This window comes from Pseudomonas sp. HN2-3, assembly GCF_020691745.1.
Classification (GTDB): Bacteria; Pseudomonadota; Gammaproteobacteria; order Pseudomonadales; family Pseudomonadaceae; genus Aquipseudomonas; species Aquipseudomonas capeferrum.
In genome coordinates this window covers 4,169,792-4,188,735 of sequence record NZ_CP085704.1, presented here as the reverse complement: position 1 = coordinate 4,188,735, position 18,944 = coordinate 4,169,792, and the positions used below count along the sequence as shown (strand labels likewise).

The following is an 18,944-nucleotide window of genomic DNA, read 5'->3' as shown; positions in this document are numbered from 1 at the left end:
CAATGGCCGTACAGGACCTGCTGTCCCAGGATGAAATCGATGCGCTGTTGCACGGTGTCGACGACGGTCTGGTGCAGACCGAAAGCGCTTCCGAGCCAGGCAGTATCAAAAGCTACGACCTGACCAGCCAGGATCGGATCGTGCGCGGTCGCATGCCGACCCTGGAAATGATCAACGAGCGCTTTGCCCGCTACACCCGCATCAGCATGTTCAACCTGCTGCGCCGCTCCGCCGACGTGGCGGTGGGCGGCGTGCAGGTGATGAAGTTCGGCGAGTACGTGCATTCGCTGTATGTGCCGACCAGCCTCAACCTGGTCAAGATCAAGCCGCTGCGTGGCACTTCGCTGTTCATCCTCGACGCCAAGCTGGTGTTCAAGCTGGTGGACAACTTCTTCGGGGGTGACGGCCGTCACGCCAAGATCGAAGGCCGTGAGTTCACCCCGACCGAGCTGCGGGTGGTGCGTATGGTCCTTGACCAGTGCTTCGTCGACCTCAAGGAAGCCTGGCAGGCGATCATGCCGGTCAACTTCGAGTACATGAACTCCGAGGTCAACCCGGCCATGGCCAACATCGTCGGTCCCAGTGAGGCGGTGGTGGTGTCGACCTTCCACATCGAGCTGGACGGCGGTGGCGGCGACCTGCACGTGACCATGCCGTACTCGATGATCGAGCCGGTGCGCGAGATGCTGGATGCCGGCTTCCAGTCTGACCTGGACGACCAGGACGAGCGCTGGGTCAAGGCCCTGCGCGAGGACGTGCTGGACGTTGCCGTGCCCTTGACCGCCACCGTCGCCCGCCGCCAGCTGAAGCTGCGCGACATCCTGCACATGCAGCCGGGCGATGTGATCCCGGTGGAGCTGCCCGAACACCTGGTGTTGCGCGCCAACGGCGTGCCGTCGTTCAAGGCGCGCCTGGGCTCGCACAAGGGCAACCTGGCGCTGCAGATCATCGACCCGATCGAACGCCGCTGACGGCGTGCCGGTCGCTCACTACGAATTGAATGCCTGTCGAGGAAATCATGGCTAACGAAAACGAGATCACCTCCCCAGAGGATCAGGCCCTGGCCGACGAATGGGCTGCGGCGCTGGAGGAAACCGGTGACGCCGGCCAAGCCGATATCGATGCGCTGCTGGGCGGCGACACCGGCAACAGCGGCGCGGGCCGCCTGCCGATGGAAGAGTTCGCCAGCTCGCCGCGGCCGAACGAAAATGTCAGCCTGGAAGGCCCCAACCTGGACGTGATCCTGGATATCCCGGTGAACATTTCCATGGAAGTGGGCAGTACCGAGATCAACATCCGCAACCTGCTGCAGCTCAACCAGGGTTCGGTGATCGAACTCGATCGCCTGGCCGGTGAGCCGCTCGACGTGCTGGTCAACGGCACCTTGATCGCCCATGGCGAAGTGGTGGTGGTCAACGAGAAGTTCGGCATCCGCCTGACCGACGTGATCAGCCCCAGCGAACGTATCAAGAAGCTGCGCTGAGTGAAGGGCTCGATGCGCGCCAGCGCCGCCTTTGCCGGGCTGTTCGCCAGCCAGTTGGCCTGTGCGGCGGCCAGCCCTGCGGCGACCACCGCCGCCGCACCCGGCAGCCTGAGTGGGCAACTGGCGCAGATGGTCTTTGGCCTGCTGCTGGTGGTGGGCCTGATCTTCTTCCTGGCCTGGTTGTTGCGCCGTATGCAAGGCACGGCGGTCAAGGGTGGGCAGGTGATCGAGATCGTCGGCAGCCGGGCCATCGGCCCGCGTGACCGGCTGTTGCTGGTGCAGGTCGGCAAGGAGCAGATCCTGATCGGCCATACCCCAGGCAGTATCGAGGCTTTGCATGTGCTGGCCGAACCCGTGGAAGTGCCCGCCACTGCTCGTCAGGCGACGCCGGAGTTCGCCCAGCGGCTGATGGAGCTGATGGGCAAGGACCCTAAGGACAACAAGTGATGATCGGCGTGCTGCGCATGATGTTGACTCTGGCGCTGCTGCTGGCCGCGCCGTTGGCCCTGGCCGCCGACCCGCTGTCGATCCCGGCCATTACCCTGTCCAATGGGGCGGACGGGCAGCAGGAGTATTCGGTCAGCCTGCAGATCCTGCTGATCATGACGGCGCTGAGTTTCATCCCGGCGTTCGTCATCCTGATGACCAGCTTCACCCGCATCATCATCGTCTTCTCGATTTTGCGTCAGGCCCTGGGTTTGCAGCAGACGCCTTCGAACCAGATCCTGACCGGCATGGCGCTGTTCTTGACCATGTTCATCATGGCGCCGGTGTTCGACCGGGTGAACCAGGATGCCCTGCAGCCGTACCTGAAGGAACAGATGACCGCCCAGCAGGCCATCGACAAAGCCCAGGGGCCACTCAAGGACTTCATGCTGGCACAAACCCGGCAGAGCGACCTGGACCTGTTCATGCGCCTGTCCAAGCGCACCGACATCGCCGGCCCCGACCAGGTGCCGCTGACCATCCTGGTACCGGCCTTCGTCACCTCCGAGCTCAAGACCGCGTTCCAGATCGGTTTCATGATCTTCATCCCGTTCCTGATCATCGACATGGTGGTCGCCAGCGTGCTGATGGCGATGGGTATGATGATGCTGTCACCGCTGATCATTTCGCTGCCGTTCAAGATCATGCTGTTCGTCCTGGTCGATGGCTGGGCGCTGATCATGGGCACCCTGGCCAGTAGTTTCGGCGGCGTCTGACGCTGCCAAGGAGAGCCACGCATGACCCCTGAAGTTGCTGTCGACCTGTTCCGCGATGCCCTCTGGATGACCACGCTGATGGTCGCCATCCTGGTGGTGCCGAGCCTGCTGGTGGGCCTGATGGTGGCGATGTTCCAGGCTGCCACGCAGATCAACGAACAGACCCTGAGCTTTCTGCCGCGCCTGCTGGTGATGCTGGTTACGCTGATCGTCGCCGGGCCATGGCTGGTGCAGAAGTTCATGGAATACATCACCACCCTCTACACCAGCATTCCGCAGCTGATCGGTTGATACGGCCATGCTGGAGCTGACCGACGCGCAGATCGGCACCTGGGTCGCCACCTTCATCCTGCCGTTGTTCCGGGTGACGGCGGTGCTGATGACCATGCCGATCTTTGGCACGCGCATGCTGCCGGCGCGGGTGCGCCTGTACGTGGCGGTGGCCATCACCGTGGTGATCGTGCCGGCGCTGCCGCCGTTGCCCGAATTCGACCCGTTGAGCCTGCAGGGGCTGCTGCTGTGTGGTGAGCAGGTCATCGTCGGGGCGTTGTTCGGTTTCTCGTTGCAGTTGCTGTTCCAGGCCTTCGTCATCGCCGGCCAGATCGTCGCGGTGCAGATGGGCATGGCCTTCGCCTCGATGGTCGACCCGGCCAACGGTGTCAACGTCACGGTGATCAGCCAGTTCATGACCATGCTGATCAGCGTGCTGTTCCTGTTGATGAACGGGCACCTGGTGGTGTTCGAGGTGCTCACCGAAAGCTTCACCACCTTGCCGGTAGGCAACGCGCTGGTGGTCAATCAGTTCTGGGAAATGGCCGGGCGCCTGGGCTGGGTGTTTGGCGCCGGGCTATTGCTGATCTTGCCGGTGATCGCAGCCTTGCTGGTGGTGAACATCGCCTTTGGCGTGATGACGCGTGCGGCGCCGCAGTTGAACATCTTCTCTATCGGCTTCCCGCTGACCCTGGTCATGGGCATGGGGATTTTCTGGATAGGCCTGGCCGATATTCTTTCCCACTACCAGGCATTGGCCAGCGATGCGCTGCAATGGCTGCGTGATCTGGCGAGGGCACGCTGAGCATGGCTGAAAGCGAGAGCGGTCAGGACAAAACAGAAGACCCCACCGAAAAGCGCAAACGCGACGCGCGTGAAAAAGGCGAGGTTGCCCGCTCCAAGGAGCTGAACACCGTGGCGGTGACCCTGGCCGGTGCCGGTGGCCTGCTGATGTTTGGCGGGCACCTGGCCGAGACGCTGCTGAACCTGATGCGCATGAACTTCAGCCTGACCCGCGAGATCATCGTCGACGAGCGGTCGATGGGCGCATTCCTGCTGGCCTCCGGCAAGATGGCGATCTGGGCGGTGCAGCCGGTGCTGATCTTGCTGTTCGTGATCTCGTTCGTTGCCCCTATCGCGCTGGGCGGTTTTGTATTTTCCGGCAGCCTGCTACAGCCGAAATTCAGCCGCATGAGCCCGCTGTCGGGGATCAAACGGATGTTCTCGATGAATTCCCTGACCGAATTGCTCAAGGCACTGGTCAAGTTCTTCGCGATCCTGATCGTGGCGGTGGTGGTGCTGGTCAGTGACCGCCAGGCGTTGTTGTCGATTGCCAACGAGCCGCTGGAGCAGGCGATCATCCACAGTTTGCAGGTGGTGGGTTGGAGTGCGTTGTGGATGTCGGCGGGGTTGCTGTTGATCGCGGCAGCGGACGTGCCGTTCCAGCTGTGGCAGACGCACAAGAAAATGAAGATGACCAAGCAGGAAGTGCGTGACGAGTACAAGGACTCGGAGGGCAAGCCTGAGGTCAAGCAGCGTATTCGCCAGTTGCAGCGCGAAGCATCGCAACGGCGCATGATGGCCGCGGTGCCGCAGGCGGACGTGATCATCACGAACCCGACGCACTATGCGGTGGCGCTGCAATACGACCCGGAGAAGGGCGGGGCGGCGCCGCTGTTGCTGGCCAAGGGTACTGATTTCATGGCACTGAAAATTCGCGAAATCGGCGTTGCGCACAAGGTGCAGATTCTTGAGTCGCCGGCGCTGGCGCGGGCGATCTATTACTCCACCGAGCTTGAGCATGAGATCCCGGCGGGGTTGTACCTGGCGGTGGCGCAGGTGCTGGCGTATGTGTTCCAGATACGTCAGTACCGGTCGGGCAAGGGCAAGCGGCCGGAGCCTTTGAAAGACGATCTGCCGATTCCGCCGGATTTGCGGCGTGATGGCTGACAGGCGCCAGGCGATGGGGTTTTGGCGCCTGTGAGATCGAGCGCCGCCCGCGCGGCGCATCGCGACGCAAGGCCGCTCCTACGTTTGTTTCGGGCCAGTGAGGTCTGTGGCATTTGCGCGCGACCGCCTTGTTAGTACGACGCGATATTTAGGCGGGCGCCAAAGGGCCGCACGCCAATACCCCAGGAATAACTGGCCCGAAACAAATGTAGGAGCGGCCTTGCGTCGCGATGCGCCGCGCGGGCGGCGCTCGATCTAACTGCATTCGAAAATCCCACGGCGTACATCCAAATCCCCGGCGTACATCCAAATAGCAAAGTTGGAAGGCTTCTTGCAGAGCCACGCCCAGGCGCCCCCTGGGCGTCAAAGTTTTGCATCAAGAGGACTCGCGGTGGATCGCACTCAGTTAATCAGCAACGCCCGCCACAACCTGGCCGGTCTCGGTCGGGGCAACCTGGGCGTGCCGCTGTTGCTGCTGGTGATGTTGGCAATGATGATGTTGCCGATACCGCCGTTCTTGCTCGACGTGTTCTTCACCTTCAACATCGCCCTGTCGATCGTGGTGCTGCTGGTCTGCGTGTACGCCCTGCGCCCGCTCGACTTCGCCGCATTCCCCACCATCCTGCTGGTGGCGACCTTGCTGCGCCTGGCGCTGAACGTGGCGTCCACGCGGGTGGTCATGCTCCATGGTCAGGAGGGCCACGGCGCCGCAGGCAAGGTGATCCAGGCCTTCGGTGAAGTGGTCATCGGCGGCAATTACGTGGTCGGTGCGGTGGTGTTTGCCATCCTCATGATCATCAACTTCGTGGTGGTCACCAAGGGCGCCGGGCGTATTTCCGAGGTAAGCGCACGCTTTACCCTCGATGCGATGCCGGGCAAACAGATGGCCATCGACGCCGACCTCAACGCTGGCCTGATCGACCAGGCCCAGGCCAAGGCGCGCCGTACCGAGGTGGCCCAGGAGGCCGAGTTCTACGGCTCGATGGACGGTGCCAGCAAGTTCGTGCGCGGCGATGCCATCGCCGGCCTGTTGATCCTGTTCATCAACCTCATCGGCGGCATGCTCATCGGCATGCTCCAGCACGGCATGCCGTTCAGCGAAGCCGGCAAGGTGTATGCCCTGCTGACCATCGGTGACGGTTTGGTGGCGCAATTGCCATCACTGCTGTTGTCCACCGCCGCAGCCATCATGGTCACCCGCGCCTCGGGCTCGGAAGACATGGGCAAGCTGATCAACCGGCAGATGTTCGATTCGCCAAAGGCGCTGGCGGTGTCCGGCGGCCTGATGATCGTCATGGGCCTGGTGCCGGGCATGCCGCACGTGGCCTTCCTCAGCCTCGGCCTGATTGCCTGCGGCGGCGCCTACCTGGTGTGGAAGAAACAGCAGCAGGTCAAGGCCAAGGCCCAGGCAGAGGTGCAGCGCCAGCAGGACCTGCTGCCCTCGCCGCAGCGTGCGCTGGAAACCAAGGAGCTGGGCTGGGACGACGTTACCCCGATCGACATGATCGGCCTGGAAGTGGGCTATCGGCTGATCCCGCTGGTCGACCGCAACCAAGGTGGCCAGTTGCTGGCGCGGATCAAGGGCGTGCGCAAGAAGCTGTCCCAGGACCTGGGCTTCCTCATGCCCACCGTGCACATTCGCGACAACCTCGACCTGCAGCCCAGTGCCTACCGCCTGACCTTGATGGGGGTGATTCTGGCCGAAGCGGAGATCTACCCGGACCGCGAGCTGGCGATCAACCCAGGCCAGGTATTTGGCACCCTCAACGGCATTGCCGCGCGCGACCCGGCGTTTGGCCTGGAGGCGGTGTGGATCGACGTTGGCCAGCGCTCCCAGGCGCAGTCGCTGGGCTACACCGTGGTGGACGCCAGTACCGTGGTGGCCACCCACCTCAACCAGATCCTGCAAAAGCACTGTCACGAGCTGATCGGCCACGAAGAGGTCCAGCAACTGCTGCAGGTGCTGGGCAAGGCTTCGCCTAAACTTGCAGAAGAGCTGGTGCCGGGTGTCATTTCCTTGTCGGGCTTGCTCAAGGTCTTGCAGGCGTTGTTGTCCGAGCAGGTACCGGTGCGCGACATCCGCAGCATCGCCGAGGCTATCGCCAACAACGCCGGCAAGAGTCAAGATACCGCCGCGCTGGTCGCGGCGGTGCGCGTCGGATTGTGTCGCGCCATCGTGCAAAGCATTGTCGGCGTTGAGTCGGAGCTGCCGGTGATTACCCTGGAGCCAAGGTTGGAACAGATTTTGCTCAATAGTCTGCAAAGGGCCGGGCAGGGTCAGGAAGACGGTGTTCTTCTGGAACCGAGCATGGCCGAAAAGCTGCAGCGTTCGCTGATTGACGCGGCCCAGCGCCAAGAGATGCAGGGCCAGCCGGCCATTCTTCTGGTCGCCGGCCCGATCCGCGCCATGCTGTCGCGCTTCGGTCGCCTGGCTGTACCGAATTTGCATGTTCTGGCGTATCAGGAAATACCTGACAACAAGCAAGTCACCATCGTTGCCACCGTGGGCCCTAACGGCTGAGGTAGTGGATAATGCAAGTTAAGCGATTTTTCGCCGCCGATATGCGTCAGGCCATGAAGCTGGTCCGGGATGAGCTTGGCTCCGATGCCGCCATCATCGGTAACCGCCGCATTGCCGGTGGTGTCGAATTGACGGCGGCGCTGGACTACAAGCTGTCCGCACTGGCCCCGCGCGTACCCAACGCCGAGCTTGAAGAAGAGCTGCGCAAGACCCACACGCGTATCGCCACGGCCCAGGCCGAACTGGATCAGCGCAGCGACAGCAGCGACAACAACCGCCAATTGTTCGCCGGGCAGTCGCTGACCGCCTCGGAACCCTTGGTCGAGCCGCACGTGGATGCACCGGCGCCTGCCGCTGCGCCCAGCCCGGCGCCGGTCGACCCACGGCTGTTCGATGCCATGCGCTCGGAGCTGTCGGGCCTGCGCGAGCTGCTGGAAGTGCAACTCGGCTCGCTGGCCTGGAGCCAGCTGCAAGGCAGCAAGCCCCAGCAAGCCAACCTCTGGCGCCGCCTGCAGCGCATCGGCCTGTCCGGCCCGATTGCCCGTGAGCTGCTTGAACTCACCACCGAGATCGAAGAGCCGCGCCAGGCCTGGCGCATGCTGCTGGCGCACCTGGCGCGGATGATCGAGATTCCCGAGGTCGAGCCGATCGAAGAGGGCGGTGTGATCGCCATGGTCGGCCCGGCCGGCATGGGCAAGACCACCACCCTGGCCAAGCTGGCCGCGCGTTACGTGCTCAAGTACGGCGCCCCGCAGCTGGCGTTGGTGAGCATGGACAGCTTCCGCATCGGTGCCCAGGAGCAGCTCAAGACCCTGGGGCGTATCCTCAACGTGCCGGTGACCTATGTCGACCCGGGCCAGTCGCTGGCCCAAGCGCTGGAGCCGCTGCTGCGCAAACGCGTGGTGCTGATCGATACCGCCGGCCTGCAGGCCAGCGACCCGGCCTTGCGCATGCAGCTCGAAACCCTGGCGAGCCGCGGCATCGCCTCGAAGAACTACCTGGTGCTGGCAACCACCAGCCAGAAGCAGGTGCTGACGGCCGCCTACCACAGCTACAAGCGGTGTGGCCTGGCCGGTTGCATCCTGACCAAACTCGATGAAACGGCAAGCCTCGGCGATGTGCTGAGCCTTGCCATCAGTCATGAATTGCCGGTGGCCTACCTGACCGATGGGCCACGTATTCCTGACGATTTGCACTTGCCACGGGCGCACCAACTGGTAACGCGCGCGGTCAATGTGCAACAGCAGGATGAGCCCAGCGAAGAGGCCATGGCCGACATGTTCGCTGATCTCTACCACAACCCACGGCGAGCGGGTTGATGATGAAGCGTGTGCAAAGTAGCTATGCCAAGGGGCACGCAGAATTGCCTCACGTGTGGCCTGAGTCCCAGCGAGACAAGGTAAAGAACAGACATGGGTAGCATGCATCCCGTACAGGTGATCGCCGTGACCGGTGGCAAAGGTGGCGTCGGCAAAACTAACGTTTCAGTGAACCTGTCTCTGGCGCTGGCCGAGCTTGGCCGCAGGGTCATGTTGCTGGACGCCGACCTGGGCCTGGCCAATGTCGACGTATTGCTTGGGCTTACCCCCAAACGCACCCTGGCCGATGTCATCGAAGGGCGCTGCGAGCTGCGCGATGTGATGCTGCAGGGGCCGGGCGGAGTGCGCATCGTGCCGGCGGCCTCCGGCACCCAGAGTATGGTGCACCTGGCGCCGGCCCAGCACGCCGGCCTGATCCAGGCCTTCAGCGATGTCGGCGACAACCTCGACGTGCTGGTGATCGACACCGCTGCAGGTATTGGTGACTCGGTGGTCAGCTTCGTTCGCGCGGCCCAGGAAGTGCTGCTGGTGGTCTGCGACGAGCCCACCTCGATCACCGACGCCTATGCGCTGATCAAGCTGCTCAACCGCGATTACGGCATGAACCGCTTCCGCGTGCTGGCCAACATGGCCCAGAGCCCGCAGGAAGGGCGCAACCTCTTCGCCAAGTTGACCAAGGTCACCGACCGCTTCCTCGACGTGGCCCTGCAGTATGTCGGCGCCGTGCCGTACGACGAGTGCGTGCGCAAGGCGGTGCAGAAGCAGCGGGCAGTTTACGAAGCGTTCCCGCGCTCCAAGTGCGCGCTGGCCTTCAAGGCCATTGCGCAGAAGGTCGACAGCTGGCCGTTGCCGGCCAACCCGCGCGGGCACCTGGAGTTCTTCGTCGAGCGTCTGGTGCAGCCCACCAGCGCAGGACCGGTACTATGAGTGCGAGCGGCTTCAAGATGTACAGCAGGGCGTCGAAAGACGCCCAGTACGAGCTGATCGAACGCTACGCCCCGCTGGTCAAGCGCATTGCCTACCACCTGCTGGCGCGGCTGCCGGCCAACGTCCAAGTCGAAGACCTGATCCAGGCCGGCATGATCGGCCTGCTGGAAGTGGCCAACAAGTACGACGCCAGCAAGGGCGCCAGCTTCGAAACCTACGCCGGTATCCGCATCCGCGGCGCGATGCTCGATGAGGTGCGCAAAGGCGATTGGGCACCGCGTTCGGTGCACCGCAACACACGCATGGTCAGTGACGCAATGCGCGCTGTTGAAGCAAGAACCGGTCGCGACGCTAAAGATCACGAAGTTGCGGCCGAACTCCAATTGAGTCTCGACGATTACTACGGGATTTTGAACGATACCTTAGGCAGCCGGCTGTTCAGCTTCGACGACCTGTTGCAGGACGGCGAGCACGAAGGGCTGCACGAGGACGGCGCCAGTGGCCAGGTCGAGCCGTCGCGCGATCTTGAAGACGAGCGCTTCCAGGCTGCCCTGACCGATGCCATTGCCAACCTGCCAGAGCGCGAGCGGCTGGTGCTGGCGCTGTACTACGACGAAGAGCTGAACCTCAAGGAAATCGGTGAGGTGCTGGGGGTCAGCGAGTCGCGCGTAAGCCAGCTGCACAGCCAGTGCGCCGCACGTTTGCGCAGCCGTCTGGGTGAATGGCGGGCGCGCTGAGTGCCAACCGTTCGCCGTTGAAGACGCTGCAGTCGTTTCACGTTGTGCCGAATTGAATGAATGCGTGCTCGGGGGCCGAGCGCGTTTGAGACTGCTTGGAGGTCTAATTGGACAAGAACATGAAAATCCTCATCGTTGACGACTTTTCGACGATGCGGCGGATCATCAAGAACCTGCTACGTGATCTGGGCTTCACCAATACCGACGAAGCCGATGACGGCACCACGGCGTTGCCGATGCTGGAAAACGGCCACTACGACTTCCTGGTGACCGACTGGAACATGCCGGGCATGTCCGGTATCGACCTGCTGCGTAAAGTCCGCGCCAGCGAGAAGCTGAAAACCATGCCGGTACTGATGGTGACCGCCGAAGCCAAGCGCGACCAGATCATCGAAGCGGCCCAGGCCGGCGTCAATGGTTACGTGGTCAAGCCGTTCACCGCTCAGGTGCTCAAAGAAAAGATCGAGAAGATCTTCGAACGCGTCAACGGCTGAGTCACGTCAGGGGGCGCGCCATGGATTCATCACAAACGTCTTTGGGGGAGTTCGAAACGACCCTGAAGAAACATGCCCAGGAATTGGTCGAGAGCCTGGAGCGGGGTCGCTTCGGCGAGGCGGTGCAGCTGATTCATCAGCTGAACCAGACCCGCGACCGTGGCCTGTACCAGGAAGTCGGCAAGCTGACCCGAGAGCTGCACAGCGCCATCGTCAGCTTCCAGATCGACCCGAACATGCCGCAGGCCGAGGAAGTCTCGCAGATCACCGACGCCACCGAGCGCCTGTCCTATGTGGTCAAGCTGACCGAGGGTGCGGCCAACCGCACCATGGACCTGGTCGAGGAAAGCACGCCGGTGCTCAACGACCTGGCAGGTGAGGCCAAGGCACTGAGCGTGGACTGGCAGCGCTTCATGCGCCGCGAAGTCGCTGCGCCAGAATTCCGTGACCTGGTCAAGCGGGTCGACAGTTTCCTGACGCACAGTGCCGAAGGCAACCGCAAGGTTTCCGGCCACCTCAACGACATTCTGCTGGCTCAGGACTACCAAGACCTGACCGGCCAGGTGATCAAGCGGGTCACCGCGTTGGTCACCGAGGTGGAAAGCAACCTGCTCAAGCTCGTGCTGATGGCCAGTCAGGTCGACCGTTTTGCCGGCATCGAACATGACCACCAGCAGCTTCGCGCTGAAAAAGATCAAGAAAAACATCCGACTCGGGGTGAAGGTCCGCAGATTCATGCCGATAAGCGTGAAGACGTCGTGTCCGGTCAGGACGATGTCGATGATCTGCTGTCCAGTCTGGGTTTTTAAGGAGCACGTTTAATGAGCTTCGGCGCCGATGAAGAAATCCTTCAGGATTTCCTGGTAGAAGCCGGCGAAATTCTTGAGCAACTGTCCGAGCAATTGGTCGAGCTGGAAAGCCGACCGGATGATGCCGACCTGCTCAATGCCATTTTTCGCGGTTTCCACACTGTAAAAGGGGGCGCCGGCTTCCTCCAGCTCAACGAGCTGGTGGAGTGCTGCCATATCGCCGAGAACGTGTTCGACATCCTGCGCAAAGGTGAGCGCCGGGTCGACGCCGAGTTGATGGACGTGGTGCTTGAAGCGCTGGACACGGTCAACAACATGTTTGGCCAAGTCCGCGAGCGCAGCGAAGTCATCCCGGCCACCCCGGAGCTGCTGGCCGCGTTGTCGCGCCTGGCCGAGCCTGCCGCTGCTGACGAAGTCGCCGCTGCCGAGCCTGCGGCCGCTGAACCGCTGGCCGCAGCGCCTGCCGAAGAGCCGGACATCACCGACAGCGAATTCGAGCAGCTGCTCGACTCGCTCGACGCGGTCAAGGCCCAGGCCGCTGCCGATGAGCAGTTGCAAGGCGAGAGCATCAGCGGTGCCAGTGACGAGATCACCGACGCCGAGTTCGAATCGCTGCTCGACCAGTTGCATGGCAAAGGCCAGTTCAGCGCCGAAGTCGTCGCTGAGCCAGTGGCCAGCGCCCCGGCGCCGGTCAGCGACGAAATCACCGATGAAGAGTTCGAGTCGTTGCTCGATCAACTGCATGGCAAGGGCACGTTCCAGGCCGACGCCTTGCCCGCCGCCGCTGCAGTTGCGCCCGTGAGCACTGCACCGGCCGCCACGGCCAGTGACGCTATCAGCGAGCACGAATTCGAAGCCTTGCTCGACCAGTTGCACGGCAAGGGCAAGTTCTCTGGCGACGCCGTCGCGGTCGAAGCGCCTGTCGCTGCCAAGGTCGAAAGCAAGCCAGTGGCCAAGCCCGCACCGGCGCCTGTCAGCAAGCCTGCGCCTGCACCACGGGCACCGGCCCCTGCGGCAGAAAAGCATGCCGTCAGCGAGGCAGAAACCACCGTGCGCGTCGACACCGCGCGCCTGGACGAGATCATGAACATGGTCGGCGAACTGGTGCTGGTGCGTAACCGCTTGGTCCGCCTGGGCCTGAACAGCGGCGACGAGGCCATGTCCAAGGCCGTGTCGAACCTCGACGTGGTCACTGCCGACCTGCAGACCGCGGTCATGAAGACCCGCATGCAGCCGATCAAGAAAGTCTTCGGCCGCTTCCCGCGTCTGGTTCGCGACCTGGCCCGCCAACTCAAGAAAGAGATCAACCTGGAGCTGGTCGGTGAAGAGACCGACCTCGACAAGAACCTCGTCGAGGCCCTGGCTGACCCGCTGGTGCACTTGGTGCGCAACGCGGTCGACCATGGCGTGGAAATGCCCGACGAGCGTGAAGCGTCCGGCAAGGCGCGGACCGGCCGGGTGGTGTTGTCAGCCGAGCAGGAAGGCGACCATATCCTGCTGTCGATCTCCGATGACGGCAAGGGCATGGACCCCAACATCCTGCGCGCCAAGGCCGTGGAGAAGGGCCTGATGGACAAGGACGCCGCTGAGCGTCTGAGCGAGTCGGACTGCTACAACCTGATCTTCGCCCCGGGCTTCTCGACCAAGACCGAGATTTCCGACGTGTCCGGCCGTGGTGTCGGCATGGATGTGGTGAAGACCAAGATTTCCCAGCTCAATGGCTCGATCAACATCTACTCGGCCAAGGGCCAGGGTTCGAAGATCGTCATCAAGGTGCCGCTGACCCTGGCGATCATGCCGACCCTGATGGTGATGCTGGCCAACCAGGCCTTCGCCTTCCCGCTGGTCAACGTCAACGAGATCTTCCACCTCGACCTGTCGCGCACCAATGTGGTCGATGGCCAGGAAGTGGTGATCGTGCGCGACAAGGCGCTGCCACTGTTCTACCTCAAGCGCTGGCTGGTGCAGGGCCAGGTGCACGAAGAGCAGCATGAGGGCCACGTGGTGATCCTCTCGGTTGGTACCCAACGCATTGGCTTTGTCGTCGATCAACTGGTGGGCCAGGAAGAAGTGGTAATCAAGCCGCTGGGCAAGATGCTGCAGGGCACGCCGGGCATGTCCGGGGCCACTATCACCGGCGACGGTCGCATCGCGTTGATCCTCGACGTCCCGAGCATGCTCAAGCGTTACGCCGCGCGGCGTATTTGATTTCGGTGGCGCACCCTGGCGGGTTGCGCCGCCTAATGGAGTGTTTATGGCAGTCAAGGTCCTGGTGGTGGATGATTCCGGTTTCTTCCGCCGCCGCGTCTCGGAAATCCTCTCGGCGGACCCGACGATCCAGGTAGTGGGTACCGCGACCAATGGCAAGGAAGCAATCGACCAGGCGCTGGCGCTCAAGCCCGATGTCATCACCATGGACTACGAGATGCCCATGATGGATGGCATCACGGCGGTGCGGCACATCATGCAGCGCTGCCCGACGCCGGTACTGATGTTCTCTTCGCTGACCCACGAAGGTGCCCGGGTGACCCTGGACGCACTGGATGCCGGTGCGGTGGATTACCTGCCGAAGAACTTCGAGGACATCTCGCGCAACCCGGAGAAGGTCAAGCAACTGCTGTGCGAGAAGGTGCACACCCTGTCGCGCAGCAACCGCCGTTTCGGCAGCTACAGCCCCGCGCCAGCCGCCGCACCGGCCGCCGCGAGCAGCGCTGCGCCAACCAGCAGCTTCGCCAGCCCCGCACCGGTGCGCACTGCCGCGCCGGTGCGCGCGGCGGCAGCGCCAGCGGCACATGCCCCGGCACCCAAGCGCAAACCCTACAAACTGGTGGCCATCGGTACCTCCACGGGTGGCCCGGTGGCGCTGCAGCGGGTACTGACGCAACTGCCTGCCAACTTCCCGGCGCCGATCGTGCTGATCCAGCACATGCCGGCGGCCTTTACCAAGGCCTTTGCCGAGCGCCTGGACAAGCTGTGCAAGATCAGCGTGAAGGAAGCCGAGGACGGTGACGTGCTGCGCCCAGGCCTGGCGCTGCTGGCCCCAGGTGGCAAGCAGATGATGATCGATGGCCGCGGCACGGTGAAGATCCTGCCCGGCGACGAGCGCCTGAACTACAAGCCGTGCGTGGACATCACTTTCGGCTCGGCGGCCAAGTCGTACGGCGACAAGGTGCTGTCGGTGGTGCTGACCGGCATGGGCGCCGATGGTCGTGAAGGCGCGCGCCTGCTCAAGCAGGGTGGCAGTACCGTGTGGGCCCAGGATGAAGCCAGCTGCGTGATCTATGGCATGCCCATGGCCATCGTCAAGGCTAACCTGGCCGACGCGGTGTACAGCCTGGACGAGATCGGCAAGCACCTGGTCGAGGCCTGCGTCTGATGGATGTGCTAAGCCTGATTGGCCTGATCCTGGCGTTCGTCGCGATTGTCGGCGGCAACTTCCTCGAAGGCGGGCATGTCGGCGCGCTGATCAACGGCCCGGCGGGTTTGATCGTGTTGGGCGGTACCTTGGCGGCGGCCTTGCTGCAGTCGCCATTGCCGGCTTTCAAGCGGGCCTTGCAGATCCTGCGCTGGATCCTCTTTCCGCCCCGCGTCGACTTGGCCGGTGGTATCGATCGGGTGGTCAGCTGGAGCCTGACGGCGCGCAAGGAAGGCCTGCTGGGCCTGGAAGGGGTGGCCGATGCCGAGCCCGACCCGTATGCGCGCAAGGGCTTGCAACTGCTGGTCGACGGCGCCGAGCCAGAAGCCATCCGCAGCATCCTTGAAGTCGACTTCCTGACCCAGGAGGGCCGTGATATCCAGGCTGCCAAGGTGTTCGAGAGCATGGGCGGCTATGCGCCAACCATCGGCATCATCGGTGCGGTCATGGGCCTGATCCATGTCATGGGCAACCTGGCCGACCCGTCGCAGTTGGGTAACGGCATCGCCGTGGCGTTCGTCGCCACCATCTACGGTGTGGCCAGCGCCAACCTGATCCTGTTGCCGATCGCCAACAAGCTGAAGGCCATCGTCATGCGCCAGTCGCGCTACCGCGAGATGCTGCTCGAAGGCCTGTTGTCGATTGCCGAGGGTGAGAACCCGCGCTCGATCGAACTGAAGCTGCAAGGCTTCATGGAGTAACCCATGCGTCGCCGTCGTCATACCGAGGAACACGAGAATCACGAACGCTGGCTGGTGTCGTACGCCGACTTCATCACCTTGCTGTTCGCGTTTTTCGTGGTCATGTATTCGATTTCCTCGATCAACGAGGGCAAGTACAAGGTCATCTCGCAGGCCTTGATCGGGGTGTTCAACGACCCTGAACGGAGCATGAAGCCGATCCCGGTCGGGGATGAGCAACCCCTGAGCGTGCGCCCGGCCGAGCCTTTGGTGAGGGAAAGCGAGCAGACCGAGGCGGGTCTTGCGCAAACCAATGTCGACCCGCTGAAGACCATCAGTGACGATGTGCGCGACGCCTTTGGCGACCTGATCAAGACCGACCAGATGACCGTACGCGGCAATGAGCTGTGGATCGAAATCGAGCTCAACTCCTCGCTGCTGTTCGGCAGCGGCGATGCCATGCCTAGCGACAAGGCCTTCGCGATCATCGAGAAGGTGGCGAACATCCTCAAGCCGTTCGCCAACCCGGTGCATGTCGAAGGTTTTACCGACAACCTGCCGATTCGCACCGCGCAGTACCCGACCAACTGGGAGTTGTCGTCGGCACGGGCGGCCAGCATCGTCCGGTTGCTGGCCATGGAGGGGGTGAACCCGGCGCGCATGGCATCGGTGGGCTATGGCGAGTACCAGCCGGTCGCCAGCAACGACAGTGCCGAAGGCCGTGCCCGCAACCGTCGTGTGGTACTGGTGATTTCCCGTAACCTCGAAGTGCGCCGCAGCCTGACCGGCTCTGGCAGCGCCAATGCCACGCCAGATGCTGCGTTGCGCCGGGCTGGCACACAAAGTGCACCGGCTACGCCAGCAATGGCGGCGGGGCAGTAACTCGTCAATTCTCCGTCACCAAATACCATACCGTTCCCGGCAGGGCAGGCGGCCACACCGGGAGGAAGCAACGAACGATGAGAGTCTGGGCAGTAGCCAATCAAAAAGGTGGCGTCGGCAAGACCACCACGACCATCGCCCTGGCTGGGCTGCTGGCTGAGGCGGGCAAGCGCGTGGTCGTCGTCGACCTCGACCCGCACGGTTCGATGACCAGTTACTTCGGGCACAACCCCGATGCGCTGGAGCACAGCTGCTATGACCTGTTCCTGCACCAGGGCAGCGTGCCGGAGGGTTTGCCTGGGCAGTTGCTGTTGCCGACCAGTGATGAGCGTATCTCGCTGCTGCCTTCGAGCACCGCGCTGGCGGTGCTGGAGCGCCAGTCGCCGGGCAAGAACGGCCTGGGCCTGGTGATCGCCAAGAGTCTGGCGCAGCTGTGGCAGGACTTCGACTTCGCCTTGATCGACAGCCCACCCTTGCTGGGCGTGCTGATGGTCAATGCCCTGGCCGCGAGCCAGCAGTTGGTGATACCGGTACAGACCGAGTTCCTGGCGGTGAAGGGCCTGGAGCGCATGGTTGGGACCTTGGCCATGGTCAACCGTTCGCGTAAACAGGCCTTGCCTTACCAGATCGTGCCGACCCTGTTCGACCGCCGTACTCAGGCTTCCCTGGGCACGCTCAAACTATTGCGCGACACCTATGAGCAGAATGTCTGGCAGGGTTACATCCCGGTCGATACCCGCTTGCGCGATGCCAGCCGCAAGGGCGTCACGCCGTCGCAGTTCGATGGCAAGAGCCGTGGCCTGATTGCCTACCGGGCGCTGCTCAAGCACTTGCTCACTTACAAAAACGCAGTGCAGGTGGCCTGATGACCCAGACCCGGCAAACCGGCACGCGGCCGCAGATGGCCCTGCAATCCTACCTCGATGGCCTGTTGCAGGAGGCCACTGAGGCCGACGATCTGATCGAGCCGGCGGCAGACGTCGCCGATGCGGTGCGCGTGGAACAGGCACCTGAAGCACGCCAGCCAGCGCAGCCCGCCGCTGTCGCGCAGCGGCCCTTTGCCGAGCCGCGGCTGAAGGTGTTGCCCAGCGTGCTGCCGGTGGAAGAACCGGTGGTCACGGTAGTCGAGAGCGAAGTGCTGGCCGAGGCCAGCGTCCCGGTCCTGACCGAAGAACAGAGCGTGGAACCGGCAGTGCCGTTGGTGGATGTGCACCTGCCCGCGCCGAACCTGCCGGTGCCCCCGGCAAGCATCGACGGCCGCCCGGCCTGGGCGGCGGAGCCGTTCGAGTGCCTGCTGTTCGATGTCGCCGGCTTGACCCTGGCGGTGCCCTTGGTATGCCTGGGCTCGATTTACAACCTGGCCGGCCAGGAACTGACGCCGCTGTTCGGCCAACCTGACTGGTTTCTCGGCATCCTGACCTGCCAGGCCGGCAACCTCAAAGTCCTCGACACCGCGCGCTGGGTGATGCCCGACCGCTACCGTGACGACTTCCGCCAGGGCCTGCAGTATGTGATTTCCGTGCAGGGCTACGAATGGGGGCTGGCCGTGCACCAGGTCAGCCGCTCATTGCGCCTGGACCCGTCCGAGATCAAGTGGCGCAGCCAGCGTGGCCAACGCCCGTGGCTGGCCGGCACGGTGATCGAACACATGTGTGCCCTGCTCGACGTCGCCGAACTGGCCGAGCTGATCGCCAGTGGCGCGGTCAAGCAGATGCACGCCAAACACAAATGACACCGCACACACCGCCTATGGCGGACTTTAAGGGGTAGGGGAATGAAAAAGTCGTCTGCACAAGGTTCCGAAGATCCGATTCTGCAGTGGGTAACCTTCCGTCTGGACAACGAGTCCTACGGGATCAATGTCATGCAGGTGCAGGAAGTGCTGCGCTACACCGAGATCGCCCCGGTACCGGGCGCACCGAGCTATGTGCTGGGCATCATCAACCTGCGCGGCAACGTGGTGACAGTGATCGACACCCGCCAGCGTTTTGGCCTGATGCCGACCGAGGTGACCGACAACACCCGTATCGTCATCATCGAGGCGGACAAGCAAGTGGTCGGCATCCTGGTCGATAGCGTCGCCGAGGTGGTCTACCTGCGTCAGTCCGAGATCGAGACGGCGCCGAACGTGGGTAACGAAGAGTCGGCCAAGTTCATCCAGGGCGTGTGCAACAAGAACGGCGAACTGCTGATACTGGTCGAGCTGGACAAGATGATGACCGAGGAAGAGTGGTCCGAGCTTGAGAACATCTGAG

General features: G+C 63.1%; 20 protein-coding genes. All 20 read left to right on the top strand.

Annotation, left to right across the window (positions count from 1 at the left end; all coding sequences use genetic code 11):
* Positions 1-2 precede the first annotated feature (2 nt).
* The 20 genes from fliM to LJX93_RS18845 all read left to right on the top strand — a co-directional run bounded on the left by fliM (position 3) and on the right by LJX93_RS18845 (position 18,943).
* Positions 3-971: a flagellar motor switch protein FliM gene (fliM, locus tag LJX93_RS18940; RefSeq protein WP_027593022.1), complete on the top strand. Its 969-nt coding sequence runs from the start codon at positions 3-5 to the stop codon at positions 969-971.
* Positions 972-1,018: 47 nt separating this feature from the next.
* Positions 1,019-1,483 carry a flagellar motor switch protein FliN gene (fliN, locus tag LJX93_RS18935; protein WP_027593021.1) on the top strand — a complete coding sequence of 155 codons (465 nt, stop codon included), beginning with the start codon at positions 1,019-1,021 and terminating at the stop codon, positions 1,481-1,483.
* A 12-nt stretch (positions 1,484-1,495) separates the two neighbouring features.
* Positions 1,496-1,930 (top strand): flagellar biosynthetic protein FliO, encoded by a 435-nt coding sequence (gene fliO, locus LJX93_RS18930; protein WP_047583666.1) that lies wholly within the window; start codon positions 1,496-1,498, stop codon positions 1,928-1,930.
* Positions 1,930-2,685 (top strand): flagellar type III secretion system pore protein FliP, encoded by a 756-nt coding sequence (fliP, locus tag LJX93_RS18925; RefSeq protein ID WP_077068491.1) that lies wholly within the window; start codon positions 1,930-1,932, stop codon positions 2,683-2,685. Before fliO ends, fliP begins: the two co-directional genes overlap by 1 nt.
* Before the next feature lie 21 nt (positions 2,686-2,706).
* Positions 2,707-2,976: a flagellar biosynthesis protein FliQ gene (gene fliQ, locus LJX93_RS18920; protein WP_033699456.1), complete on the top strand. Its 270-nt coding sequence runs from the start codon at positions 2,707-2,709 to the stop codon at positions 2,974-2,976.
* A 7-nt stretch (positions 2,977-2,983) separates the two neighbouring features.
* A complete protein-coding gene (gene fliR / locus LJX93_RS18915) occupies positions 2,984-3,760 on the top strand; it encodes a flagellar biosynthetic protein FliR (RefSeq protein WP_033699454.1) in 777 nt (258 codons plus the stop codon).
* A 2-nt stretch (positions 3,761-3,762) separates the two neighbouring features.
* A complete protein-coding gene (gene flhB, locus LJX93_RS18910; RefSeq protein ID WP_033699452.1) occupies positions 3,763-4,905 on the top strand; it encodes a flagellar biosynthesis protein FlhB in 1,143 nt (380 codons plus the stop codon).
* A gap of 391 nt (positions 4,906-5,296) precedes the next feature.
* Positions 5,297-7,426 (top strand): flagellar biosynthesis protein FlhA, encoded by a 2,130-nt coding sequence (flhA, locus tag LJX93_RS18905; RefSeq protein ID WP_227696285.1) that lies wholly within the window; start codon positions 5,297-5,299, stop codon positions 7,424-7,426.
* Between the two features lie 11 nt (positions 7,427-7,437).
* The gene (gene flhF, locus LJX93_RS18900; RefSeq protein ID WP_033699450.1) at positions 7,438-8,745 is read left to right on the top strand and encodes a flagellar biosynthesis protein FlhF; all 1,308 of its coding nucleotides are present in this window, start codon (positions 7,438-7,440) and stop codon (positions 8,743-8,745) included.
* 93 nt (positions 8,746-8,838) lie between these two features.
* Positions 8,839-9,672, top strand: a complete 834-nt coding sequence (fleN, locus tag LJX93_RS18895; RefSeq protein ID WP_027593013.1) for a flagellar synthesis regulator FleN — start codon at positions 8,839-8,841, stop codon at positions 9,670-9,672.
* Positions 9,669-10,409 carry an RNA polymerase sigma factor FliA gene (fliA, locus tag LJX93_RS18890; RefSeq protein ID WP_033699449.1) on the top strand — a complete coding sequence of 247 codons (741 nt, stop codon included), beginning with the start codon at positions 9,669-9,671 and terminating at the stop codon, positions 10,407-10,409. The genes fleN and fliA overlap by 4 nt, the downstream gene beginning before the upstream one ends.
* 119 nt (positions 10,410-10,528) lie before the next feature.
* Positions 10,529-10,903 (top strand): chemotaxis response regulator CheY, encoded by a 375-nt coding sequence (locus LJX93_RS18885; RefSeq protein WP_077068541.1) that lies wholly within the window; start codon positions 10,529-10,531, stop codon positions 10,901-10,903.
* Between the two features lie 20 nt (positions 10,904-10,923).
* Positions 10,924-11,712, top strand: a complete 789-nt coding sequence (locus LJX93_RS18880) for a protein phosphatase CheZ (protein WP_033699448.1) — start codon at positions 10,924-10,926, stop codon at positions 11,710-11,712.
* A gap of 12 nt (positions 11,713-11,724) precedes the next feature.
* Complete coding sequence (locus LJX93_RS18875; RefSeq protein WP_186656340.1) at positions 11,725-13,920, top strand: chemotaxis protein CheA; 2,196 nt, start codon at positions 11,725-11,727, stop codon at positions 13,918-13,920.
* Between the two features lie 46 nt (positions 13,921-13,966).
* Positions 13,967-15,088 (top strand): protein-glutamate methylesterase/protein-glutamine glutaminase, encoded by a 1,122-nt coding sequence (locus LJX93_RS18870; RefSeq protein WP_033699445.1) that lies wholly within the window; start codon positions 13,967-13,969, stop codon positions 15,086-15,088.
* Positions 15,088-15,828, top strand: coding sequence for a flagellar motor protein (locus tag LJX93_RS18865; RefSeq protein ID WP_033699443.1), 741 nt, complete (start codon positions 15,088-15,090; stop codon positions 15,826-15,828). The genes LJX93_RS18870 and LJX93_RS18865 overlap by 1 nt, the downstream gene beginning before the upstream one ends.
* 3 nt (positions 15,829-15,831) lie before the next feature.
* Positions 15,832-16,689: a flagellar motor protein MotD gene (gene motD, locus LJX93_RS18860; RefSeq protein WP_033699441.1), complete on the top strand. Its 858-nt coding sequence runs from the start codon at positions 15,832-15,834 to the stop codon at positions 16,687-16,689.
* A gap of 77 nt (positions 16,690-16,766) precedes the next feature.
* The gene (locus LJX93_RS18855; protein ID WP_033699440.1) at positions 16,767-17,555 is read left to right on the top strand and encodes a ParA family protein; all 789 of its coding nucleotides are present in this window, start codon (positions 16,767-16,769) and stop codon (positions 17,553-17,555) included.
* On the top strand, positions 17,555-18,421 hold the full coding sequence (locus LJX93_RS18850) for a CheW domain-containing protein (RefSeq protein WP_186664004.1): 867 nt from the start codon (positions 17,555-17,557) through the stop codon (positions 18,419-18,421). The genes LJX93_RS18855 and LJX93_RS18850 overlap by 1 nt, the downstream gene beginning before the upstream one ends.
* Before the next feature lie 42 nt (positions 18,422-18,463).
* A complete protein-coding gene (locus tag LJX93_RS18845) occupies positions 18,464-18,943 on the top strand; it encodes a chemotaxis protein CheW (RefSeq protein WP_003254393.1) in 480 nt (159 codons plus the stop codon).
* Position 18,944 lies beyond the last annotated feature (1 nt).

Excerpts from the sequence above, each read along its gene's own strand:
- LJX93_RS18885 (WP_077068541.1), top strand. The coding sequence starts at position 10,529 with ATGAAAATCCTCATCGTTGACGACTTTTCGACGATGCGGCGGATCATC.
- flhB (WP_033699452.1), top strand. The coding sequence starts at position 3,763 with ATGGCTGAAAGCGAGAGCGGTCAGGACAAAACAGAAGACCCCACCGAA.
- LJX93_RS18880 (WP_033699448.1), top strand. The coding sequence starts at position 10,924 with ATGGATTCATCACAAACGTCTTTGGGGGAGTTCGAAACGACCCTGAAG.
- LJX93_RS18865 (WP_033699443.1), top strand. The coding sequence starts at position 15,088 with ATGGATGTGCTAAGCCTGATTGGCCTGATCCTGGCGTTCGTCGCGATT.
- LJX93_RS18870 (WP_033699445.1), top strand. The coding sequence starts at position 13,967 with ATGGCAGTCAAGGTCCTGGTGGTGGATGATTCCGGTTTCTTCCGCCGC.
- LJX93_RS18845 (WP_003254393.1), top strand. The coding sequence starts at position 18,464 with ATGAAAAAGTCGTCTGCACAAGGTTCCGAAGATCCGATTCTGCAGTGG.
- flhF (WP_033699450.1), top strand. The coding sequence starts at position 7,438 with ATGCAAGTTAAGCGATTTTTCGCCGCCGATATGCGTCAGGCCATGAAG.
- fliM (WP_027593022.1), top strand. The coding sequence starts at position 3 with ATGGCCGTACAGGACCTGCTGTCCCAGGATGAAATCGATGCGCTGTTG.
- fliN (WP_027593021.1), top strand. The coding sequence starts at position 1,019 with ATGGCTAACGAAAACGAGATCACCTCCCCAGAGGATCAGGCCCTGGCC.
- LJX93_RS18855 (WP_033699440.1), top strand. The coding sequence starts at position 16,767 with ATGAGAGTCTGGGCAGTAGCCAATCAAAAAGGTGGCGTCGGCAAGACC.
- fliP (WP_077068491.1), top strand. The coding sequence starts at position 1,930 with ATGATCGGCGTGCTGCGCATGATGTTGACTCTGGCGCTGCTGCTGGCC.
- LJX93_RS18875 (WP_186656340.1), top strand. The coding sequence starts at position 11,725 with ATGAGCTTCGGCGCCGATGAAGAAATCCTTCAGGATTTCCTGGTAGAA.
- fliR (WP_033699454.1), top strand. The coding sequence starts at position 2,984 with ATGCTGGAGCTGACCGACGCGCAGATCGGCACCTGGGTCGCCACCTTC.
- fliA (WP_033699449.1), top strand. The coding sequence starts at position 9,669 with ATGAGTGCGAGCGGCTTCAAGATGTACAGCAGGGCGTCGAAAGACGCC.
- fliO (WP_047583666.1), top strand. The coding sequence starts at position 1,496 with ATGCGCGCCAGCGCCGCCTTTGCCGGGCTGTTCGCCAGCCAGTTGGCC.
- LJX93_RS18850 (WP_186664004.1), top strand. The coding sequence starts at position 17,555 with ATGACCCAGACCCGGCAAACCGGCACGCGGCCGCAGATGGCCCTGCAA.
- fliQ (WP_033699456.1), top strand. The coding sequence starts at position 2,707 with ATGACCCCTGAAGTTGCTGTCGACCTGTTCCGCGATGCCCTCTGGATG.
- fleN (WP_027593013.1), top strand. The coding sequence starts at position 8,839 with ATGGGTAGCATGCATCCCGTACAGGTGATCGCCGTGACCGGTGGCAAA.
- motD (WP_033699441.1), top strand. The coding sequence starts at position 15,832 with ATGCGTCGCCGTCGTCATACCGAGGAACACGAGAATCACGAACGCTGG.